Annotated in this window: 22 protein-coding genes and 1 pseudogene; 8 read left to right on the forward strand and 15 right to left on the reverse strand. The window is 71.5% G+C overall.

Annotated elements, in window-relative coordinates:
• Positions 1-5: 5 nt before the first annotated feature.
• Genes QJ852_04585 through QJ852_04605 form a run of 5 tightly spaced genes read right to left on the reverse strand, consistent with a single transcriptional unit; the run spans position 6 to position 4226 of the window.
• Positions 6-254 carry a EutN/CcmL family microcompartment protein gene (locus QJ852_04585; protein WGX97715.1) on the reverse strand — a complete coding sequence of 83 codons (249 nt, stop codon included), beginning with the start codon at positions 252-254 and terminating at the stop codon, positions 6-8.
• Positions 254-748 (reverse strand): hypothetical protein, encoded by a 495-nt coding sequence (locus QJ852_04590; protein WGX97716.1) that lies wholly within the window; start codon positions 746-748, stop codon positions 254-256. Before QJ852_04590 ends, QJ852_04585 begins: the two co-directional genes overlap by 1 nt.
• Complete coding sequence (locus QJ852_04595; GenBank protein WGX97717.1) at positions 745-1347, reverse strand: BMC domain-containing protein; 603 nt, start codon at positions 1345-1347, stop codon at positions 745-747. The genes QJ852_04590 and QJ852_04595 overlap by 4 nt, the downstream gene beginning before the upstream one ends.
• Before the next feature lie 3 nt (positions 1348-1350).
• The gene (locus QJ852_04600; protein ID WGX97718.1) at positions 1351-2940 is read right to left on the reverse strand and encodes an aldehyde dehydrogenase family protein; all 1590 of its coding nucleotides are present in this window, start codon (positions 2938-2940) and stop codon (positions 1351-1353) included.
• Positions 2940-4226: an aminotransferase class III-fold pyridoxal phosphate-dependent enzyme gene (locus QJ852_04605; protein WGX97719.1), complete on the reverse strand. Its 1287-nt coding sequence runs from the start codon at positions 4224-4226 to the stop codon at positions 2940-2942. The genes QJ852_04600 and QJ852_04605 overlap by 1 nt, the downstream gene beginning before the upstream one ends.
• A gap of 219 nt (positions 4227-4445) precedes the next feature.
• Between QJ852_04605 and QJ852_04610 the strand changes: the two genes are divergently transcribed.
• Together QJ852_04610 and QJ852_04615 are read left to right on the forward strand one after the other, a co-directional pair.
• Positions 4446-6014, forward strand: coding sequence for an APC family permease (locus QJ852_04610; protein ID WGX97720.1), 1569 nt, complete (start codon positions 4446-4448; stop codon positions 6012-6014).
• Between the two features lie 114 nt (positions 6015-6128).
• The gene (locus QJ852_04615; protein WGX97721.1) at positions 6129-7142 is read left to right on the forward strand and encodes a LuxR C-terminal-related transcriptional regulator; all 1014 of its coding nucleotides are present in this window, start codon (positions 6129-6131) and stop codon (positions 7140-7142) included.
• 15 nt (positions 7143-7157) lie between these two features.
• Here the strand turns inward: QJ852_04615 and QJ852_04620 are convergent, their stop codons facing one another.
• The 4 genes from QJ852_04620 to QJ852_04635 are packed head-to-tail and all read right to left on the reverse strand — an operon-like array spanning position 7158 to position 11105.
• Positions 7158-7937 carry an SDR family NAD(P)-dependent oxidoreductase gene (locus QJ852_04620; GenBank protein ID WGX97722.1) on the reverse strand — a complete coding sequence of 260 codons (780 nt, stop codon included), beginning with the start codon at positions 7935-7937 and terminating at the stop codon, positions 7158-7160.
• Between the two features lie 37 nt (positions 7938-7974).
• The gene (locus tag QJ852_04625; protein ID WGX97723.1) at positions 7975-9300 is read right to left on the reverse strand and encodes an ArgE/DapE family deacylase; all 1326 of its coding nucleotides are present in this window, start codon (positions 9298-9300) and stop codon (positions 7975-7977) included.
• Positions 9301-9339: 39 nt separating this feature from the next.
• Positions 9340-10863 (reverse strand): sodium:solute symporter family protein, encoded by a 1524-nt coding sequence (locus QJ852_04630; GenBank protein WGX97724.1) that lies wholly within the window; start codon positions 10861-10863, stop codon positions 9340-9342.
• The gene (locus tag QJ852_04635; GenBank protein WGX97725.1) at positions 10863-11105 is read right to left on the reverse strand and encodes a hypothetical protein; all 243 of its coding nucleotides are present in this window, start codon (positions 11103-11105) and stop codon (positions 10863-10865) included. The genes QJ852_04630 and QJ852_04635 overlap by 1 nt, the downstream gene beginning before the upstream one ends.
• A gap of 245 nt (positions 11106-11350) precedes the next feature.
• On the opposite strand from QJ852_04635, the gene QJ852_04640 reads away from it, so the two are divergent.
• Positions 11351-11779 (forward strand): thioredoxin family protein, encoded by a 429-nt coding sequence (locus tag QJ852_04640; GenBank protein ID WGX97726.1) that lies wholly within the window; start codon positions 11351-11353, stop codon positions 11777-11779.
• The gene (locus QJ852_04645; GenBank protein ID WGX97727.1) at positions 11779-12234 is read left to right on the forward strand and encodes a DUF4395 domain-containing protein; all 456 of its coding nucleotides are present in this window, start codon (positions 11779-11781) and stop codon (positions 12232-12234) included. Before QJ852_04640 ends, QJ852_04645 begins: the two co-directional genes overlap by 1 nt.
• Before the next feature lie 33 nt (positions 12235-12267).
• Here QJ852_04645 and QJ852_04650 read toward each other — a convergent pair whose 3' ends face one another.
• The 4 genes from QJ852_04650 to QJ852_04665 form a co-directional block, all read right to left on the reverse strand.
• Positions 12268-13308, reverse strand: a complete 1041-nt coding sequence (locus tag QJ852_04650) for a hypothetical protein (GenBank protein WGX97728.1) — start codon at positions 13306-13308, stop codon at positions 12268-12270.
• 117 nt (positions 13309-13425) lie between these two features.
• Complete coding sequence (gene dtd / locus QJ852_04655; GenBank protein ID WGX97729.1) at positions 13426-13854, reverse strand: D-aminoacyl-tRNA deacylase; 429 nt, start codon at positions 13852-13854, stop codon at positions 13426-13428.
• Between the two features lies 1 nt (position 13855).
• Complete coding sequence (locus tag QJ852_04660) at positions 13856-14218, reverse strand: DsrE family protein (GenBank protein ID WGX97730.1); 363 nt, start codon at positions 14216-14218, stop codon at positions 13856-13858.
• An 84-nt stretch (positions 14219-14302) separates the two neighbouring features.
• The gene (locus tag QJ852_04665; GenBank protein WGX97731.1) at positions 14303-16180 is read right to left on the reverse strand and encodes a histidine kinase; all 1878 of its coding nucleotides are present in this window, start codon (positions 16178-16180) and stop codon (positions 14303-14305) included.
• 89 nt (positions 16181-16269) lie between these two features.
• On the opposite strand from QJ852_04665, the gene QJ852_04670 reads away from it, so the two are divergent.
• From QJ852_04670 to QJ852_04685, 4 genes and pseudogenes are all read left to right on the forward strand, one after another.
• Positions 16270-16764: an FABP family protein gene (locus QJ852_04670; GenBank protein ID WGX97732.1), complete on the forward strand. Its 495-nt coding sequence runs from the start codon at positions 16270-16272 to the stop codon at positions 16762-16764.
• The gene (locus tag QJ852_04675) at positions 16757-17200 is read left to right on the forward strand and encodes a Fur family transcriptional regulator (GenBank protein WGX97733.1); all 444 of its coding nucleotides are present in this window, start codon (positions 16757-16759) and stop codon (positions 17198-17200) included. Before QJ852_04670 ends, QJ852_04675 begins: the two co-directional genes overlap by 8 nt.
• Positions 17197-17574 (forward strand): annotated as a pseudogene (locus QJ852_04680) (adenylyltransferase/cytidyltransferase family protein). Before QJ852_04675 ends, QJ852_04680 begins: the two are co-directional and overlap by 4 nt.
• Before the next feature lie 86 nt (positions 17575-17660).
• The gene (locus QJ852_04685; GenBank protein ID WGX97734.1) at positions 17661-18650 is read left to right on the forward strand and encodes a folate-binding protein; all 990 of its coding nucleotides are present in this window, start codon (positions 17661-17663) and stop codon (positions 18648-18650) included.
• Between the two features lie 116 nt (positions 18651-18766).
• Here QJ852_04685 and QJ852_04690 read toward each other — a convergent pair whose 3' ends face one another.
• A complete protein-coding gene (locus tag QJ852_04690; GenBank protein WGX97735.1) occupies positions 18767-20026 on the reverse strand; it encodes a GTP-binding protein in 1260 nt (419 codons plus the stop codon).
• Positions 20026-20940: a sulfate adenylyltransferase subunit CysD gene (gene cysD / locus QJ852_04695; protein ID WGX97736.1), complete on the reverse strand. Its 915-nt coding sequence runs from the start codon at positions 20938-20940 to the stop codon at positions 20026-20028. The genes QJ852_04690 and cysD overlap by 1 nt, the downstream gene beginning before the upstream one ends.
• Positions 20941-21070: the final 130 nt, after the last annotated feature.

Consider the following 21070-nt stretch of genomic DNA (forward strand, 5'->3'; position numbering starts at 1 on the left):
GGGTGTCAGCCCGTGGGCTGGGAGTCGATCGAGCCGATGACGAGCGCGTCGACGGGTGGTGGGGTGCCGGGGAACCAGGCGGCGGCGACGGATCCCTGCGCGACCAGGACGGTCTCGCCGACCCCGCTGCCCAGGACGTCGAAGGCGACCAGGCGGCTGCCGCCGTCCACCTCGACCTCGAGGAAGGCGCCGTTCGGCAGGCCGTCGATCCTCTTGGTGGACCAGACATTGCCGGTCACGACTGCTCTCAGCATCAGCGCTCCTTCTCGATGGGGACCCCCAGCGCGCGAGCCCTCTCGCGCGCCAGGGGAGTCAGCACGGCCCGGCGGCCGAGGACCAGGCGGCGGCCCGCCTCGGCGGCCGCCTTGACCTGACGCTCGGTGACGGCGCCGGTGTCGATCCGCTGCACCGGCCGGGCCTCCGGTACGGCGCCCGCGGTGCCCCCCTCGAGCCGGAAGCGCAGGCGCCCCGCCCGCAGGTCCTGGCGGTTCTTGGGGTTCTCGAACAGGGCGAGCAGCTGGCGGGCGAACCGGTCCAGGTCGGCGTCGTCGGCGATCCGGACCGCCTCGACGCGCTCGCGCAGCGCGGGCGGCGTCACGTGCTCGGTGCCGGCGACGCCGGCGGGAGGTGCCGGCACCGCGGCGACGGGGGCGGCCGGGGGAGCGGGCGCCCCCGCGGGACCGGCGAGGTCCGCGACGACCTCGCGGACGACGTCCGCGATCAGGGCCCGCAGGTCGGGAGAGGTCACGTGAGCCCTCGCAGGGCGTCCTCGGCCGCCTCGGCCGCCTGGCGGACGTCGGCCTCCTTGCCGGACAGGTAGACCCGGCCGGTGGCGCCGATCATCCGGTAGTCGACGACCTTGATGTCGGCGGCCTTCTCGGCCTCGTTGGTCGCCACGATCGCGTACGACGCCGGCTGCACCTCGAGCACGTACATCGACTCGCCCGGCAGCACCATCGACCCGATCTTGTTGCGGTTGATCAGGAAGGCGTGCTGGTGGTCGATCGAGCTGATGATCTTGCTCGCGAGGATCTGCGGCCGCACAGCGCTGCCGGCGTCCGCGCCGAGCGCGTCGAGCACGCCCTCGGCGGCGGCCTTGACCGAGCCGGTCTCGCCGTGGAACTCCAGGTAGCCGAACTGCCGCTCGACCACGAGGACGCCGGCGGCCACCTCCGCATGCTTGAGCGCGACGTCGGTGATCGGCTCGATGTCGATGCCCGGTGCCACCTCGATGATCTGGGCGGCCATGTGGGCGCGCGGGAGGGTGCCCTTGATCCAGGTGCCGAGGTAGCACAGGGTCTGCGGCTGGAGCCGGTCGATGAAGATGAAGGAACGCAGTTCAGCCATGGGTCAGCCCTTGATGAGGTGGGAGAGTTCTTCGACGACGAGACGACGGACCTGCTCGCGGAAGGCCGCGTCCGAGGAGCCGCCGAGCCGGTCGACGACCGCGTCGACGGTCGAGGGCAGGGTCGAGGGCGAGGGCACGGCCGTGACGGCGCGCGGGTCGTTGGACGGCACCGGGTACGCCGGCACCGGCGTGCGGTGCTCGGCCCACGGGCTCAGCCCGGCATAGGCGGGCATCGCCTCGGCAGGGTCGCTGTTGTAGGCGATCCGCGTCCAGTCGACGAGGTGCTTCGGCTGGAGGTTCTCGCCGAGCGCGCTGCGGCCGACGAAGCCGGTGCCGATCGTCATGGTCGGGGCCAGGTTGGTGTCGAGACCTGAGCTGCCGGTGCTGTTGCCGACGTTGACCGACACCCGCAGGACCGGCACCTCGGCGGCGTACCTCATGACGGTGGCGGGGTCGGCGGAGTGGATCGCCGCGCTGTGCCCGGCCCCGGCGATCCGGATGATCGCCCGGGCGGTGGCGATGCCCGCCGTCGCGTCGGGGACGCGGATCAGGCCGAGCACCGGCGAGAGCTTCTCGTGGGTGAGCGGCTCCTCCGGCACGGCCGTGTCGAAGGGGGCGACGAGCACCTTCGTGCGGGGGCCGACCCGGATCCCGGCCTGCTGCGCGATCCAGGAGGCGTCCTTGCCGACGACGTCCACGTTGAGCCGGCCGTAGGGGAACATGTAGTCGCGCAGCCGCTGGGCGTCGTCGGTGCCGAGCACTGCCGCACCGGCCCGCTCCAGCTCGCGCACGAGGCGGTCGGCGACCGCCTCCTCGGCGATGAGCACCGACTCGTTGGTGCACAGCACCGAGTTGTCGAAGGCCTTGCTCTCGACCAGGCGCTGCGCGGCGGCGCGGACGTCGGCGGTCGCGTCGACCAGGACCGGCACGTTGCCCGGTCCGACGCCGATCGCGGGGTTGCCCGAGCTGTACGCCGCGCGGACCACACCGGTCCCGCCGGTGGCGAGGATGACGTTGGTGCGGGCGTCGCCCATCAGCGCCTCGACGAGGGGGATGGTCGGCTCCGCGATGCTCTGCACGATGCCGTCGGGCGCACCGGCCTCGACGGCGGCCCGGGCGAGCAGCTGCGCCGCGTCGTGGCAGCACTCCTTGGCCATCGGGTGCGGACTGACCACCACGGCGTTGCGGGTCATCAGCGCCAGGATCACCTTGAAGAACACGGTGGCGACGGGGTTGGTCGACGGGGTCAGTGCGAGCACGACGCCGGCCGGGCGCGGCACCTCGACGATCTTGTCGTCGACGCGCACCCGCGGCGTGACGAGGTCCTGGCCGGCGTAGGTGTCGAGGAGGCCGCGCGAGCAGGCCTGGTTCTTGCGGACCTTGTGCTCGACGACGCCGAAGCCGGTCTCGCGCACGGCCCACTCGGCGTACTTCTCGGCGTGGGCGTGCGCGGTGTCCGCGACGGCCCGCACGATCCGGTCCACGTCGCTCGCGGAGTACGACGCGTAGGCGCGCGCCGCCCACCGCGCGCGCTCGAGCAGGTGGCCGGCCGCGCCGGGTGCGGTGACGGTCTGGTGGAGCTGGTCGGACATCAGCTGGCCCTCCGGCGCGACAGAGCGGGATCGGCGGCCGCGCGGCCGATGGCCAGCGCGGTGCGGTCGAGGAGCTCCTCGACCAGGTCGGGCGTCATCAGGATCCCCGGCTTGTACTGCAGGACCCGGGGGTCGAGGGTGGAGAAGATCGCCCACACCCCGAGCTCGTAGAGCTGGCGCATGACGTACTTCGCGCCCTCCGGGTGCGCGAACTCCAGGCCGAGCACGACCCCGTTCTGGCGGATGCCGACGAACCAGTCCGGGTACTGCGCCTGGACCTGCCGCAGCCCCGCGCCGACCCGGTCGGCGATGTAGTGCACCATCGAGCGGACCTCGGGGCGCCGGGTGATCTCCAGCGTCTTCAGCGCGGCCACACAGCCGAGCTCGGCACCGCCGAAGGTCGAGATGTGGCCGAAGCCGTCCTCGCGCAGCCAGGCGCCCGCGCGCTCGCTCAGCAGCACCGCCGCGATGGGGTAGATGCCGCCGGACAGGCCCTTGCCGCTGACCAGGATGTCGGGCTCGATGCCGTGCTTGGTGATGCCCCAGAGCTCGCCGGTGCGCATCAGGCCGGTCTGCACCTCGTCGGCGATGAAGAGGGCGTCGTACTTCTCGCAGAGCGCCTTGACGGCCTCGAGGTAGCCGGGCTGGGGGAGGGGGAAGCCGTAGGTCGCCGGGATCGTCTCCATGATCACGGCGGCCACGTCGCGTCCCCGGAGCGCCTGCTCCATCGCGTCGAGGTCGTTGAAGGGGACCTGGGGGAACTCCTCGGGCCGGTCGGCGAGGAAGAGCTTGGCGAAGCGGTCGTCGCCGGTGGCCACGGCGAGGCCGGTGTGCCCGTGGTACGCCTTCACGATCGAGACGATCTTGCGCTTCTGCATGGAGTGACGCGCGCTCTTGAGCGCGATGTCGATCGCCTCGCCGCCGCCGGAGGCGTAGGCGACCTTGGTCAGTCCGGCCGGAGCCGACTCCACGAGAGCCTCGGCGAGCGCCGTGCGGCCCAGCGAGGGGAAGTGGTGGTTGCCCACGTCGAAGCGGTCCATCGCCTGCTTGACGGCGGCGACCACCTCGGGATTGCGGTGCCCCAGGTTGTAGGTGCCGCCGTTGAGGTGGACGTCGATGAGGCGGCGGCCGTCCATGTCCCAGAGCAGGTAGCCCTCGCGGCGGTCGATCACCAGGTCGACCCCGCTGTCCGACCAGAACTTCGTCTTGTCGGGGTTCCAGTACTGCGCCGACTTCTCCAGCATCTCTGCCTTCGAGTCGAAGCTGAACGCGTCGTAGTCGTGCATCGCCATCCCTACGTGTCGGCGGCCGCCCCGTGCGGACACCGGAAGCCGTGTGCTGAGGATCCTGTTTGGTCAGACCGAAAAAGTCAATGGTCAAAACTCAAGAAAATTGTCTGACCCAAAACCTTGATTTGGTCTGTTCGGTAGTGCCAGCATGCGTGGCCTGGTGTGAGCCAGGACACAACCCGGACGTGCCGCCTCGGCACGGGAGAGAGAGTCCGCATGTCTGCAGAGGAGACGCGCGCCGTACCCGAGACCGGCGCGAAGGTCCAGCGCCTCAAGCCGAACGCCGTCGGCCTGGTGGGGGTCATGTTCATGGCGGTCGCGACCGCCGCGCCGATCACGGCGATGGTCGGCAATGTGCCCATCGCGATCGGCTTCGGCAGCGGGGCGAACGCCCCCGCCGGCTATCTCGTCGCCACGATCGTGCTCGGTCTGTTCGCGCTGGGCTACTCCGCGATGGCCAAGCACATCACCTCGACCGGAGCCTTCTACGGCTTCATCTCCCACGGCCTGGGCCGCGTGGTGGGGATGGGCGCCGGGGCCCTCACCACCCTCGCGTACGTCGTGTTCGAGGCCGCCCTGGTCGGGATCTTCTCGTTCTTCGCGGCGAACTTCTTCGCGACGCACACCGGACTGGACATCTCCTGGATCTGGTACGCGCTGCTCATGCTCGGCGTGAACTCGGCGCTGACCTACTTCGACATCAACCTGACCGCGGTCGTGCTCGGCGTCTTCCTGGTCACCGAGATCGTGATGCTCGGCGCGATGACGGTCTCGATCCTCGCCTCCGGCGGTGGTCCCGACGGCTGGTCGCTGGGCTCGCTCAACCCGCTCAACGCCTTCCAGGGCCTGGAGGGCAGCGTGACGAACGCGGACACGGGCGCCACGCTCGTCGTGGCCGGCTCGGCCGGCATCGGCCTCTTCTTCGCGTTCTGGTCGTGGGTGGGCTTCGAGTCGACCGCGATGTACGGCGAGGAGTCGCGCAACCCGAAGCGGATCATCCCGCTCGCGACCATGCTGTCCGTGCTCGGCATCGGCCTCTTCTACGTCATCGTGTCCTGGTCGGCGATCGTCGGCACCGGCCCGGACAACGCCGTCGCGCTCGCCCAGGACAGCGCCACCGCCGGCCAGATCTTCTTCGGGCCGGTCGAGCAGCACCTCGGCCACGGCGCGGTCGTGCTCTTCGAGTTCCTGCTGATGAGCGGCTCGTACGCCTGCGGCATGGCCTTCCACAACTGCGCCTCGCGCTACATCTACGCGATCGGCCGCGAGGACCTGGTGCCCGGCTTCGGCAGGACGCTCGGCGCCTCGCACCCACGACACGGCTCGCCGTACATCGCGGGCTTCGTGCAGACCGGCGTCGCCACCGCGATCGTGCTGCTCTTCTTCGCCACCGACCGCGATCCCTACGGCCAGCTCTACGCACTGATGGCGATCATGGGGACGACGGCGATCATGATCGTCCAGGCCCTCGCGGCGTTCGCCTGCATCGCCTACTTCCACGTCCAGGGCAAGCACCCGGAGACGGCGAACTGGTTCCGCACGCTCACCGCGCCCCTCATCGGCGGCGTCGGCATGATCTACGTGATCTGGCTGCTGATCGAGAACGCCGGCTTCGCGGCGGGCTCCGCGGCCAGCGACATCGTGTTCAAGCTGTCGCCGTGGGTGGTCGGCGCGGTGGGCGTGGCCGGCATCGGCTTCGCCCTGTGGGCCAAGCGCTTCGCCCCCGACCGCTACGACACCATCGGCCGGATCGTGCTCGAGGACACCCAGGAGCGGTCCGGCTGACCCCCGTCGTACCGGACAGAACGGTCGTGGATCCGTCGAATTCGCAGCAGTTCTGTCCGGTACGACGAGGGCGCGGGGAGAGTAGTCTGGGTCGATCGTCAGCAGGGAGAACCGATGAGCAGCCGTCCTTCGCCGCTCGACCTGGTGGCCGACGTGGCTGCCATCTGCGTCGAGCCCACGCCCGCGACCGTCCGGGCCACGGCCGTCCTGCAGCGCATCGGCGAGGCCATCCCGCTCGAGGCGGCGGCGCTCTCGACCTTCGACCCGGTCGAGGAGCGCCATCTCACCATCGCCGAGATCGGCTACTCCGATCCGGTGCTGACCTATCTCAACGACGGCTTCGTCAACGGCGACCCGGCGTTCCTCACCATGCGCTTCCGCAACCCCCGGCCGCTGCGCTGGTGCGACATCCCCAACTACCGCGACATGTTCAGCGCGCACGAGGTGTTCATCCCCGGCGGTTTCGCCGAGGGGTCGACGACCTGTCTCTTCACCCGCGACGGGCGCTACACCGGGGCGCTGCACCTGAGCTCCGACTCCCCGTTGCCGATCAGCGACTCCGCGGTGGAGATCCTGATCGCGCTGCAGCGCGTGATCGCGCCGCTGATGGACGCGATGCGCCCACCGGAAGGGCACAGCTGGACCGAGCTCCTCGAGGACGCCGCCGAGGCCGGCCTGATCACCGCCGACCGCCGCCTGGTGGCGCTGCCGGGGCTGCGCCGGGACCGCTGGCTGGCCGACGACTCCCCACTGACCGCGGAGCTGCTGGCCCGCCCGGACGGCCCGCCGGCCCGGTTCGCCTGGGTCTCGCCCTCGGGACGGTGCCACGAGGTGCGCACCACCCGGCTGGCGACGGGCGTGCTGGTCACGCTGCGCGAGGCGGCGGCGCCGTACCGGCTCTCGCCGCGGGAGGTCCAGGTGCTCACCCTGGTCGCCGCAGGCCTGGGCAACCCCGGGATCGGGCTGTCGCTCTCGCTCAGCCCGCGCACGGTCGCCACCCACGTCGAGCACATCCTGGCCAAGCTCGGCTGTGCGACCCGGGTGGCCGCGGCGAGCAAGGCGGTGGCCGAGGGCATCGTGCCGCTCACGGTCTCCACCCCGTCCACCCCCCTGCTCGCGCGCACCTGACGCCTTCGCGCGGCCTCAGGCGTCCAGCGCGACCGGCGTGCCGATCGTCCAGCCGCCGTCGACCAGCAGGTTGTCGCCGACCACGTGGTCGGCCAGCGGGCTGGCCAGGAAGAGCACCGCGTTGGCGACGTCCTGCGGGCTCGCCCAGCGACCGCGCGGCGTCTGGCCGGCGAGCGCGTCGTGGGTGGCCTGGTCGTAGAGCGCGGTCATGTGGGTCGTCACGAAGCCCGGCGCGACCGCGTTGACGTTGATCCCCCTGCCCGCGTAGTCCAGGGCGACCTGGCGGGTGAAGTTCACGATCGCGCCCTTGGTGGCGCAGTATGCCGCGAAGCCGGGATTGCCCCGGAAGCCGCTGATCGAGCTGATGTTGACGATCTTGCCCGGCCTCTCGCGGGCGAGCAGGCCACGCACCATCTCGCGGGTGCAGTGGAAGGTGCCGTCGACGTTGACCAGGAACTGGGTGCGCCAGGTCTCGTCGTCGGTCTCGTGCACGCTGCCCTCACGCAGCACCCCCGCGTTGTTGACCAGGATGTCCAGTCCGCCGAGGCGCTGGTCGAGGTCGGCGAACACCGAGGCCACGTGGGCGCTGGCCGTGACGTCGAGCTTCACGAACTCGGCCGAGCCGCCCGCGGCGGCGATCACCGCGGCGGTGGTCTCGCCGCCCTCGCGGGCCTGCTCGGTCAGGTCGGCGACGACGACGTGCGCGCCGACCTGAGCCAGGGTGGTGGCGACGGCGCGGCCGATGCCGGAGGAGCCTCCGGTGACGACGGCACTCTTGCCGGTGAGGTCGATCATGATCGGTCCCTTCTTCAGTGGTGGGTGGTCGGGCGGGTCACTCGGCGCCGCACCAGTCGAGCGCCAGCGCGGCGTACGTCCGAGTGGCCAGGTGGACCTCGTCGATGAGGCAGTACTCGTCGTCGGCGTGTGCGACCCGCAGGTCGCCCGGGCCGTAGCTGATCGCCGGGATGCCCGCCGCGGTGAGGAAGGAGCAGTCCTCGACGGCGCAGAAGCCGGCGACCGGAGGCGGCCCCTGGTACGCCGTCTGCCCCGACACCCGCTCGTGGGCCGACGAGACGGCGGCGGTGATCGCGTGCGCCGCCTCGCCGGGGTCGTTGGCGGGCCAATTGAGCTTCCACTCGACCACCGGCGGGTGCTCGCGCAGCCAGCCGTCGGTCTGCGCGATCGCGCGGATCTGGGCCTCGACCTCGGCCTTGACGGTCGCGGGGTCGTCCTGCGGCGGGTACCAGATGCAGTACTCGATGGTCATGTACTCCGAGAGGATGAACGGCACGAGCACGCCGTGCGGCCCGCCCTGCACGACGCCGGGGTGGATGGTGAAGTGGCCCGGCGCGAAGAGCGGGTGGGTCTTCGTGAACGCCCACTCCTCCTCCAGGCGCTGCATGGCCTGGAAGACGAGCATCCCCTTGTCGATCGCGTTGACGCCGACCGCGCTGCCGCCGCCGCCCGCGCGGATGGTCTGCCCGCGCATCGAGGAGTGCGTCGCCTTGCCCTGCACGGTGACCGAGAACCACAGCAGTCCGGGCGTCACCGGGATCACGCCGAGGTTGGTCGGCCCGCTCGGCTCGGCCACGACGGCGGCGTCGGCACGGTAGCCGTGCTCGATGGTCGAGGTGACACCGCACTCGTGGTCCATCACCTCCTCGCCGACGACGGCCTCGATGATGAGGTCGCCCTCGAGCGCGACGCCCGCGCGCTGCAGGGCCTTCACCGCGAACGCCTGGGCGACGAGGCCGGCCTTCATGTCGCTGGCGCCGCGGCCCCAGACCCGGTCGCCGTCGACCCTGCCGGAGAACGGGTCGCCCGAGGTCCACCGGTCCGGATTGCCCGGCGGGACGACGTCCACGTGGCCGTTGAGGATGAGGGACCGGCCCCCGCCGGTGCCCTTGAGGGTGCCGACCGCGTTGTCCCGGCCCTTCTCGACCGCCCAGTACTCCACGTCGGCGCCGGCGTCCTCGTAGATCTCGCCCACGAGGCGCGACACCCGTCCCTCCAGGCCGACCACGTCGTCGTACACCTGACCGGGGTACTTGGGGTTCACGCTGGGGATCGAGATGACCTCGGAGAGGGTGGCGACGAGGTCGTCCTTGAGGGCGTCCACCGCCGCCAGCACGCGGTCGTGGGTCTCCTGCGATGTCATGGGAACAGCTCCTTGGGGGGATCGGGGGTCGGTCGGGGATCAGTGGGTCGGGGCGAGCGACGGCTCGGGGCGCGACCGGCCGGCCTCGAACAGCTCCTCGACGCGGCGGCGCTCCTGCTCCGGCTGGGGCAGCGCGTAGGCCAGGACGACGTACACGACGAGGTTGATCGCGAGCGCCACGACGCCGCCGGTGAGGCTGCCGAGGCCGGGCATGTCGTCGGGGTACTGCCAGGTGAGCACCGCGGCGATGAGGAAGCCGGTGCACATGGAGACCTGGGCGGCCGTCTTGGTCCCGCGCTTCCAGAACATGCCGAGGAACATCGGTACGGCGAGCTGGACGATGCCCTGGTAGGACATCTGCGCCAGCAGCTGGAGCCGTGGGTAGTCGAAGGCGATATAGGCGACCACGGCCGAGGCGAGCATGTAGACGACCATCGAGCCCTTGGCGACGACCTTCAGCTGGAAGTCGGTGCGCGGCGAGATGACGTGCACGATGTCGTTGGCGATCTGCGCGCCGCAGACCTGCACACAGCCGTCGATCCAGCCCATGCTCGCGGCGAGCACGATGACCAGCGCCATGCCGAGCAGCCACTGGCCGCCGCGGTCGTAGAGCAGGGTGAACCAGCCGTCCTGCGGGGCGCCGGCGATATCGGTCATCGACGCGGCGGCGAGTGCCACGAGGGTGAGCATCAGGTAGAACCCGCCCGCGACGAGCATCGTCTGCAGGGTGCCCTTCTTGACGCTGCGGACGCCCTTGGCCGTGTAGATCCGCTGGTAGCTCGTCGGCCAGCACAGCGAGCCGATGACGCCGGTGACGATGAGGGAGAAGAGGTACCAGGGACCGTAGGAGCCGCCGTCGCCCGGGACGACGAGCAGTGCGTCCGGCACGTCCTTCAGCGCCGTGAAGCCGCCGGAGTCGGCGGGGCCGAAGAGGATGCCCAGGCAGACCAGGGCGGCCAGCACGTAGGCCACGATGCCCTGCACCAGGTCGGTGATGACCAGGCCGCGCATGCCCATCTGCACGGTCCAGATCTGGCGGACCGCGATCACCACGACGCCGACGATCAGGCAGGTGGTCACCGACCATTGCCCGAAGCTGGCGAAGCGGAAGATCAGGCCCATCGCCTGCATGCCGAGCACGATCCACGGGAACAGGCACACGACGCCGATCGCGCTGGCGATCACCCGTACGGCCTGGGAGTCGAAGCGCAGGCCGAGCATGTCGGGCTGGGTCTTGAGGTCGTAGCGCTTGCCCCAGAGCCAGGCCCGCTCGGCCATCAGGTACATCGCGGTGACGCCCAGCAGCGAGTAGGCCAGGGCGTAGAAGCCGAGCACGCCGGCACTGACGCTGAGGCCGAAGAAGGCGGTGTACGTCGCGCCCGGCCACCACGAGTTGGTGTAAGACATCGCGATGTACCAGCTGGTGAACGAGCGGCCGCCGACGGCGTAGTCGGAGAACGACTTGGCGTTGCGGTTGGTCGCGTAGAGCACGAACACGATGAGCGCGAAGAACGCCGTCAGCATCCCGAGGGTGACGGCCATGGAGCCGGTCATGGAGGTCATCAGGCCGCCACCTCCTCGGGCTCCTCGCCCACCTCGCCGCGGATGTTCTCGAAGGTCCACAGCAGCCAGACGGCGCCGGTGGCGAGCAGGGCGTCGAAGATCCAGTAGGCGACGCTGAACGGGACGCCGAGGATCGGACTGTCGATGCCGCTGCCCGCCAGGTAGAGCGGCGGGAAGACGGCGAGCAGGATGCTGGCGCCGAACAGCAGCCAGAAGATCGTCATCTTGGTTCGTGACGACATCGCACGGATGGCGCTTCTCATGGGTCCTCCAGGGTTCGGTCTGACCGAGATGGCCCGAAACTATGTGCGCCAGGTCACGTCCGGTATCGGCTCATCTGCCCGAGCTCGGGGCCCGCGGGTCGGGAGGCATCCGTCAGTTGACGGATGCCCACGCCTGGGAAACCCGCCCACGCCTCGGACGCCCGTGGTCGGACCGATCGGGCCGGCGTGGAATGGGTGCGCCCTCGCCGACGTTGGAGAACACCGTGACCGGAATCGTGCTGCTCGTGCTGGCCGTCGTCGTCGCGGTCGGCTTCGGCCTCCACCGGCGCCGCACCGACGGCCGGTTCGCGACGGCGGTCCCGGCCGCCCCGACCACGTGGACGGCGGTCGCGGGCGCCGTACCCGACGCGGCGCTCGGCGAGCGGGCGACGCTCGTGCAGTTCTCCAGCGCCTTCTGCGCGCCCTGCCGCACCACCCGGGTGGTCCTGGCCGACGTCGCCGGCCGGACCGACGGCGTCGCGCATGTCGAGATCGACGCCGAGCAGCACCTCGACCTGGTCCGCACGCTCGACGTCCGGCGTACGCCGACGACGCTCGTCCTCGACGGCGCCGGCCACGAGATCACCCGCGCCGCCGGCGCCCCGCGCCGCGAGCAGGTGCTCGCCGCCCTTCCCGCGCTCCAGGAGTCCTGATGACCGACAGCACCCCCCGCGGGATCGACCCGCGCGGCCCGCGCTTCACCGCGGCGATCACGCTCGTGGTGTTCGCGGCCGCGCTCCTGCTCTCCGACGCCGCTCCCGGCGTCGCGGCCGTGATCACCGGCGTGCAGGCGGTGCTCTTCGCGATCGGCGCCGGCCTCGGCGTCCAGAAGACCCCCACCGGCCTGCTGTTCCGGCGCCTGGTCCGCCCGCGGCTGGCCCCGCCGGCCGAGCTCGAGGACCCCGCGCCGCCGCGCTTCGCCCAGGCGGTCGGCCTGGTCTTCGCCGTCGTCGCCACCATCGGCTTCGCCACCGGCGCGGTGCTGCTCGGTCAGGTCGCGGCGGCGTTCGCCTTCGTCGCCGCCCTCCTCAACGCCGTCTTCGCCTTCTGCCTCGGCTGCGAGATGTACCTGGTCGGACTGCGGCTCTCCCGTCGCAGCGCGGCCTGATGTGATCGTCGTACCGGACATTCCGGTCGTGATTCAGGCGATTTCGCGACCGTTCTGTCCGGTACGACGATGCGCGAGCCAGCGTTCGCGATCGGCGGGGCTGAGCGAGCGGCGCCGGGCGACCGTCGAGGTGTCGACCCACCAGTCCGGCTGCTCGATCGTCCACGCCCGCGTCCCGCTCCCGGCGCGCTGGTAGGCGCCGTCGAGGCGGTGCTGGAACCGGCGCTGCTCGCCGGCACCACCCATCATCGTCACCACCTCGATGCCGAGGCGCCGGGTGAGCTCCGTCCGGTCGAGGTCCTGGCTCCGCCGGCGCCCGGCCTCGTGCACGCTGCCGTCGTACTCTCCCGCGACGCCCGCCTCCGGATCGAGCAGGTCCGGCGTGAAGAGGTGATTGCCGGCCAGGTCGAAGACCGGTCGGTTGCACAGCAGCGCGCGCTCGTGGCGTCGCTGCCAGAACCGCCGCATGACGACCTCCATCGGCGACCACACGTTCTCCTCGGCGTGGTCCAGGGCCGCTTCGAGACGCTTCTTCCCGGGCCGGCTGACCAGGAGCGCGGTGTGGGACCGCAGTTCCGCGACGCTGACGAGGTCGTCGTACGCCGCCATCTCGATGGCGCGCAGCGCCCCGATCTCGTCGCGAGCCACACGGGCCTCGTAGCTCACTGACCGCACCGGAACGGTGATGGGCAGGCCGTCGACGACGGTCACGTCACCGGGGAAGAGCCAGTCCTCCGACACGAGGACGCCGCTGCGCCTGCGCTTCGCGTGCCGGTCGCCCACCGCGACGGGGACGGGCAGCGGCGTACCGTCGGCGGCGCGGCCCTCGAACCAGCGGGCCCCTTGCCAGTGGAGCGCCGCCCAGCCCGTCGCGGCGCCTCCGTCGGGCAGCGCGGCGACGGCGTCGACGATCCGCTGCGCGACGGTGTCCGGCGCTCCGGCCGGCCGGTAGCGACCGGGCCCGACCCGGTCCCAGGCCGGCCCGCGGGCCTGGCCGGGCGTCGGCCCGGTGAGTCCGCGGGGATCGATCCGCGTCGGCGCGACGACGCCCGGCCGGGTGAGGTGCAGGTCCATCCGGAGAGGATCCGCCGTGGGGCCGATTCGTGCTCGGGCTCATCCACAGGGCTCGTCGTACCGGACATTCCGGTCGTGATTCAGGCGAATTCACGACCGGAATGTCCGGTACGACGGTCAGGGGGAGTCGAGGAGGACCGTGAACGGACCGTCGTTGACGGACCTGACCTCCATGTCGGCGCCGAACACCCCGCGCTCGACGTGCGTCCCGGCGGCGGACAGCGTGGCGCACACCGCGTCGTAGAGCGGCTCGCTCACCGGTCCCGGCGCGGCCGCGATCCAGGTCGGGCGGCGACCCTTCCGGGCGTCGCCGTACAGCGTGAACTGGGAGACGACCAGCACGGGGGCACCGGTCTCGCCGACCGACCTCTCGTCGTCGAGGATCCGCAGGTCGCGGATCTTGCGGGCCATCCAGGCGACCTCGGCCGCCTCGTCGTCGTGGGTGACGCCGAGATAGACGAGCAGCCCCGGTGCGTCGATCGCGCCGACCACGGCGCCGTCCACTACCACGGACGCCGACGACACCCGCTGCAGGACCGCCCGCACGTCAGTAGACCAGCGCCTGGACGCCCTCGCCGAGCGCCTCCTCGACGAACACCGGTGCTCCCGCGATCCGTACGCCGGGCAGCAGGTCGGCCTCGGTCAGCGAGCGCCGCGCCGCGCACTGCGCGCAGACCGTCACCCGCCCCGCGGCGAGGACGGCGTCGAGGAGGTCGGGCAGCGGCGTCGCCAGCGGCAGCTCGAACTCGGCGGCCCGCCCGGGGACCGCCAGCCAGGATGCCTCGCCGGTCAGCCAGAGGGACACCGTCACCCCGGAGACGGCCGCAGCGCCGGCCACGGTGAAACCCTGGTTGCAGCGCTCGGGCTCGTCCGCACCGCAGGTGACCTTCACGACCAGAGAGCGCGACATGCGTCGAGCCTAGATGAGCGATTCCTGGGGCGTGCGGCCCCCCGAGCGACGTCCGGTGGACGAAGGCGGCCGACCGCCGCCGGATCACGCGGGCTGGGTCGGGGGCACCTCGGCCGGGGGAGTGGCGGCGGGCAGCGGGATGGCGGCCTCCACCAGGAAGCCGCCGCCGTGCGGACCTGCTCGGAGCCGGCCGCCGTGGAGGCGGACGCGTTCGCTCAGCCCGGCGAGGCCGAAGCCGGAGCCGGCTGCGGTGGGACCGGCGCGGGTGGCACCGGAGTCCTCGATCCGGATCCGGAGCCGGTCCTCGTCGTGGGAGAGGGTGACGGTGACGGCGGCGCCGGGAGCGTGCCGGGCGGCGTTGGTCAGCGCCTCCTGCACGATGCGGTGCGCGGTGGTCGCCACCTCGGGGTCCGCCGGCAACTCGCCGGTGATGCTGATCCGCAGGCCGGTGCCCGCCAGTCGCTCGGCCACGGCGACGAGTTCGCCGGACCCGAGGGCGAGCGGCGCGTCGTCGAGCATCGCGTCGAGGTGGGTGAGCTCGGTGAGCGCCTGCTCGCCGGCGTGCAGGGCGTTGTCGATGGCGGAGCGCGCTCGGTCCGGGTTGCGGCCCGCGAGCACGGCCGCCGCCCGGGCCTGGAGCACCATCGCTCCCACGGCGTGGCTGGTGATGTCGTGCAGCTCGCGGGCGATCCGCAGCCGCTCGGAGGCGACGGCATGGTCGAGGCTGGCCTGCAGCTGGGTCTGCGCATCGCGGATGCGGCGGTCGATCTGGTGGTGGGTACGCCGCCGGACGGTTCCGGCCAGGGCGGCGCCGTACGCGAGAATGCCGACACAGAAGGGGATCACCGACAGGGTCAGCGAGGTGTGACTCAGCGCGGAGAGGGTGACGGTGAGCACCAGTGCGGCCGGCGCGAGCGCCGTCGCCGCGCCCTGCCGGTCCCGGAGCGAGCCGACGGTCCAGGCCAGCAGGGCCAGCGTGGCCATCTCGCTGCCGCCGTGGGGGAGGGCGACGTCGAGGACCCAGGCGAGCGCGAGCGGCACCGCGCAGGCCAGCGTGGCCGTCACCGGCGCGGCTCGCCGCGCGGCGAGGGTGAGCGGGATCAGGACCGCCAGCGCGAGGGCGAGGGTGCTCGCGTCGGCCAGCATCGCCTCGCCGAGGCCGAGCAGGGCCAGGGCGACGCCGAGCAGGGCGTCACTCGACCGCAGCCGGCTCGCACCGGCGTCGGGCTCGTCCCGGGCGGCGTGTCCCGGTCCGGCTTCGCGGCGCGTCTCGGCGGGCGCCGCCGGGGAGCGCAGCAGGCCGAGGACCCGGCGCAGGTCCGCGACCGCCGTCTCGCCGCGGGTGCCGACCCGTTCCAGCAGGTCGCGGTCGAGGGTCGCGGCGGCGCGGGCGGTGTCGGCGTGCATCGCGCGGACGGCGTCGCCGACCACCCGCAGGGAGTTGGCCAGGATCAGCGTCCGCTCCCGCTCCACGACGGCTGCGGTGAGGCTCGCGTGGTCGCGCTCCTCGAGGTCCTGGGCGATCGTCCGCCGGGCCTGCACCTGGGTGGCGCCCTCGGCCGCGACGCGGCCGACGAGCCAGGTGCCGGTGAACAGGAGCATGCCGATCACGGCGCGGACCGCCTCCAGTCCCGTCCCGGCGATGACGGCGATGAAGGCGGCGAGCACCGCGAGACCGGGCCACGGAGCGACCCGGCGTCCGGTCAGGTACAGGCAGGCCAGGGCCGGCAGCAGGCCGGCCGCGTTCTCCGCGGGCGCGCCCAGCAGGAGTCCGAGCGCCTGGGTGCAGCCGACCACGGCCGCGCCGGCGAGCGGGTATCGGGCCGCACACAGGCCGCCGACGGCGAACCCCGCCGGGAGCACCCAGAGCAGCGGCTGCGCGACCTGCGCCAGGAAGATGGCCGACCAACCGCCGAACGCCGACGCCAGGCCCACCGCGTCGAGGGTCGGGCGCCACTGCATCCGCGCATGCTAGATCGTCGGGCGCTCCCGTGACAGGTTGCGCCGGCAGCCGCTGACGTCCGCGCGGAGCCCAACTAGACTTGGCCCTCGTGGCCTTCGAACTCCCCGACAACCTGCACCCCAACTGTGGTCCCATCGCGTGGCTGCTCGGCACCTGGCGGGGCAACGGCCACGGCGACTACCCCACCATCGACAAGTTCCAGTTCGGCCAGGAGCTGATCTTCACCCACGACGGACGGCCGTTCTTCCACTACATGGCGCGCGCCTGGATCGTCGACGAGCAGGGCGAGAAGGTCCGGGACGCCGCCATCGAGACCGGCTTCATCCGCGGGGTCGGCGACGGGAGGTTCGAGATCCTGCTGACCCACAACACGGGGATCGCGGAGATCTGGCACGGCGAGGCCGACAACGGCAAGTTCGAATGGACCACCGACGCCGTCGCGCGCACCGAGACCGCCAAGGAGTACGCCGCCGGCAAGCGCCTCTACGGCAACGTCGAGGGCGACCTGCTCTACGCCTTCGACATGGCCGCGATGGGCCAGGCCCTGCAGCCGCACCTGTGGGCGAGGCTCAAGCGTGCCTGACGACCACGATCACGATCACGACCCCGACTGGCGCGCGGCGCTGCGTGAGAAGGGCTACCGGCTGACGCCCCAGCGGGAGCTGATCCTCGGTGCGGTCGACGCGCTCGGTCACGCGACGCCCGACGAGGTCCTGGCCCACGTCCAGCAGACCGTGAGCACGGTCAACCCTTCCACGGTCTACCGGACCCTGGAGGTGCTCGAGGAGCTGGGCCTGATCCGCCACGCCCATCTCAGCGACCGCTCCCCGACGTACCACTCGACGCGGGGGCACGTGCACTTCCACCTGGTGTGCCGGGGCTGCGGCGACATCATCTCCGTCGACGCCGCGGAGGCGGCGCCGTTCGTCGCGATCCTCGCCGACCGGGGGTTCACGCCGGACCTCGGTCACCTCACCGTCTTCGGGCGCTGCGCCCGGTGCGAAGGAGAGACCGGATGACCACCGTGCTGACCTACGGCACCTTCGACCTGTTCCACATCGGCCACCTCCGGCTCATCGAGCGTCTCGCCGACATGGGGGACCGGCTGATCGTGGGCGTCTCGACCGACGAGTTCAACGCCGGCAAGGGCAAGCGCTCGGTCGTGTCGTACGACGACCGGGCGGCCATCGTCTCCGCGATCAAGGGGGTCGACCTGGTCGTCCCCGAGCGGTCGTGGGAGCAGAAGCGCGCCGACATCGTCGAGCACGGCGTCGACCTGTTCGTGATGGGCGACGACTGGGCCGGGAAGTTCGACGAGCTGTCCGACGTTTGCGAGGTGAGGTACCTGCCACGCACCTCGGGTGTGTCGAGCACCGAGATCAAGGAGATGCTCCGCACGCTCGACCCGGCACACATCGAGGAGATGCAGACAGCCCTCGGCACCCTGACCCGCCTCCTCGAGCACTACCGGGACCTGACATGAGCACCGATCTGCGCACCAGCCCCCTCCTCGCCCTCCCCGGCGCCGTCGCCGGCGAGGGCATCGACGCCGGCGTGGCCGCCCACTACGGCAGCCTGTACGGCGAGCAGCGGGCCCTGGCGGCCGGCGAGGGCTTCGTCGACCTCTCGCACCGCGACGTCATCCGGGTCAGCGGCCCCGACCGGCTGAGCTGGCTGCACTCGATGACGACCCAGTACTTCGAGGGCCTGGAGCCCGGCCGCTGGACCTCCGCCCTCCTGCTCGACGCCCAGGGCCGGGTCGAGCACGCCTTCTCGGGCGTCGACGACGGCGAGGCGTTCACCGCCCACACCGAGCCGGGCAGGGCGGCCGCGCTGCTCGACTTCCTCGACCGGATGCGGTTCATGCTCCGGGTCGAGGTCGCCGACGTGACCGCCGAGCTCGCCGTGGCCTGGCGGCCGGCAGCCGCCGGTGGCAAGCACGACCTGGTGCCGCGCGAGCAGTTGGCGTCGTACGCCGAGGCGGCGGGTCCGGCCGCCGGACTGTGGGCCTACGAGGCGCTGCGCATCGCCCGGGGCGAGCCGCGCCTGGGCCTCGACACCGACGAGCGGACGATCCCCAACGAGGTCGGCTGGCTGGCCCTCACCGCCGACCCGGACCAGGCCTGGCTGCCCGCCGTCCATCTCGACAAGGGCTGCTACCGCGGTCAGGAGACGGTCGCCCGGGTGCACAACCTGGGCCGTCCGCCGCGCCGGCTCACCCTGCTCCACCTCGACGGCTCCGAGAACCGGCTGCCCGCCCGTGGCACGGAGGTGCTGCCCGAGGGCGCTGGCCGGGCGGTCGGCGTCGTCGGCTCGTCGGCGCGCCACCACGAGCTCGGCCCGATCGCCCTCGCCCTGGTCAAGCGCAACACCGACGTGGCCGCCCCGCTGGTCGTCGACGGCCTGCCCGCCGCCCAGGAGGTCCTCGTCGACCCCGAGATCGGACTGCACTTCCGCCCCCAGCGCTGACCCGCCGCGGACTCGACCCGCACAACGGACTCGACCCGCACACAACGCATCGACCCGTCGCGTTCAAACGCGACGGGTCGATGCGATCTGGGCGTTCAGATGCGCCGGGTCGGTGGTCAGCCGTTGATCATGCCGGCGCCGACGGTCACGCCGGTCGCCTCGTCGATCAGCACGAACGAGCCGGTGGTGCGGTTCTTGGAGTACGGGTCGCACAGCAGCGGCACGGTGGTGCGCAGGGTGACCCGGCCGATCTCGTTGACGCCGAGCTCGTTGGTGCCCTGGTCGCGGTGCAGCGTGTTGACGTCGAGGCGGTACTGGATGTCCTTCACCAGCGCGCGGCCCGTGCGGGTCGTGTGCTTGATCGCCAGCTTCTGCCGCGGCTGCAGCGGGGTGGTGGTCATCCAGCAGATCATCGCGTCGATGTCCTGGCTGGGCGACGGGGCGTTCTTGACCCGGGCGATCATGTCGCCGCGGGACACGTCCACGTCGTCCTCGAGGTGGACGGTGACGCTCATCGGCGGGAACGCCTCGGTGATCTCGGTGTCGAAGAGGTCGATCTTGGCGATCTTCGACGTCATGCCCGAGGGGAGGACGACGACCTCGTCGCCCGGCTTGAGGACGCCCCCGGCCACCTGCCCGGCGTACCCGCGGTAGTCGTGGAACTCGTCGGACTTCGGCCGGATGACGTACTGGACCGGGAAGCGGGCGTCGATCAGGTCGCGGTCGGAGGCGACGTGGACGTGCTCGAGGTGGTGCATGAGCGTGGGGCCGGAGTACCACGGCATGTTCTCGGAGCGGGTCACCACGTTGTCGCCCTGCAGCGCCGAGATCGGGATGACCTCGAGATCGGGGACGTTCAGCTTGGTCGCGAACTGGGTGAACTCGGCGTAGATCTTCTCGTAGATCGCCTGGTCGAAGCCGACCAGGTCCATCTTGTTCACGGCCAGCACGAGGTGCGGGACGCGGAGCAGGGAGAGGATCACCGCGTGCCGGCGGGACTGCTCGGTGAGGCCCTGGCGGGCGTCGACCAGCACCAGGCCGAGGTCGGCGGTGGAGGCGCCGGTGACCATGTTCCGGGTGTACTGCACGTGCCCGGGGGTGTCGGCGATGATGAACTTGCGGTTGGGTGTCGCGAAGTAGCGATAGGCCACGTCGATGGTGATGCCCTGCTCGCGCTCGGAGCGCAGGCCGTCGGTCAGCAGCGCGAGGTCGGTGTAGTCGTATCCCTTCGCCTCGCTGGTGGCCTCGACCGCCTCGAGCTGGTCCTCGAAGATCGACTTCGAGTCGAGCAGCAGGCGGCCGATGAGGGTGGACTTGCCGTCGTCGACGGAGCCGGCGGTGGCGAAGCGCAGGAGGTCCATGTTGGTCGCGGACATCAGAAGTAGCCCTCCTTCTTGCGGTCCTCCATGGCGGCCTCGGAGAACCGGTCGTCACCGCGGGTCGCGCCGCGCTCGGTGACCCGGGCGACCGCGACCTCCTCGATGATCTCGGGGATCGTGCTGGCGGCGGACTCCACGCAGCCGGTCAGGGTCAGGTCGCCGACGGTGCGGAACCGGACGGTGCGCTCCTCGGCGACCTCGCCGTCGCGCAGCGGGTTGTGCTCGCTCTCGGTCAGCAGCATGCCGTCGCGCTGGAACACGCGGCGCTGGTGCGAGAAGTAGATGCTGGGGATCTCGATGCCCTCACGGCCGATGTAGTCCCAGATGTCGAGCTCGGTCCAGTTGGAGATCGGGAAGATCCGCATGTGCTCGCCCTCGTGCAGGCGGCCGTTGTAGAGGCTCCACAGCTCGGGGCGCTGGTTCTTGGGGTCCCACTGGCCGAACTCGTCGCGGTGGGAGTAGACGCGCTCCTTGGCGCGGGCCTTCTCCTCGTCGCGGCGGCCGCCGCCGAAGGCGGCGGTGAAGCCGTTCTCCTCGATGGCGTTGAGCAGGGTGCCGATCTGCAGGCGGTTGCGCGAGGTCTTGCCGTCGTCGACGACGATGCCGTCCTTGATGGCCTGCTCGACGCTGGCCACGATCAGCTTCACCCCGAGGCGGTCGACCCAGTTGTCGCGGGTGGCGAGGACCTCCGGGAAGTCGTAGCCGGTGTCGACCTGCAGCACCGGGAACGGGATCTTCGCGGGGTAGAACGCCTTCTCCGCGAGGCGCATCATCACGATGGAGTCCTTGCCGCCGGAGAACATCAGCACCGGCTTCTCGAACTCGGCCGCGACCTCGCGGAAGATGTGGATCGACTCCGCCTCCAGCTGGTCCAGCTGGCTGAGGCGGTAGTCGCTGTGCGTCTGAGTCATGCCTGGGCGACCTGTCCTTTCGGGGGTTCCACTGCCTTCAGGGCCCGCTCATCGTGCCATGGCGGACGGGGTACGGCGGCATTCGTGGCCGCCTCTCAGACAAATCGACGAGTTTGCCGCGGAGTCGTCC

Source organism: Nocardioides sp. L-11A (assembly GCA_029961745.1).
GTDB lineage: Bacteria > Actinomycetota > Actinomycetes > Propionibacteriales > Nocardioidaceae > Nocardioides.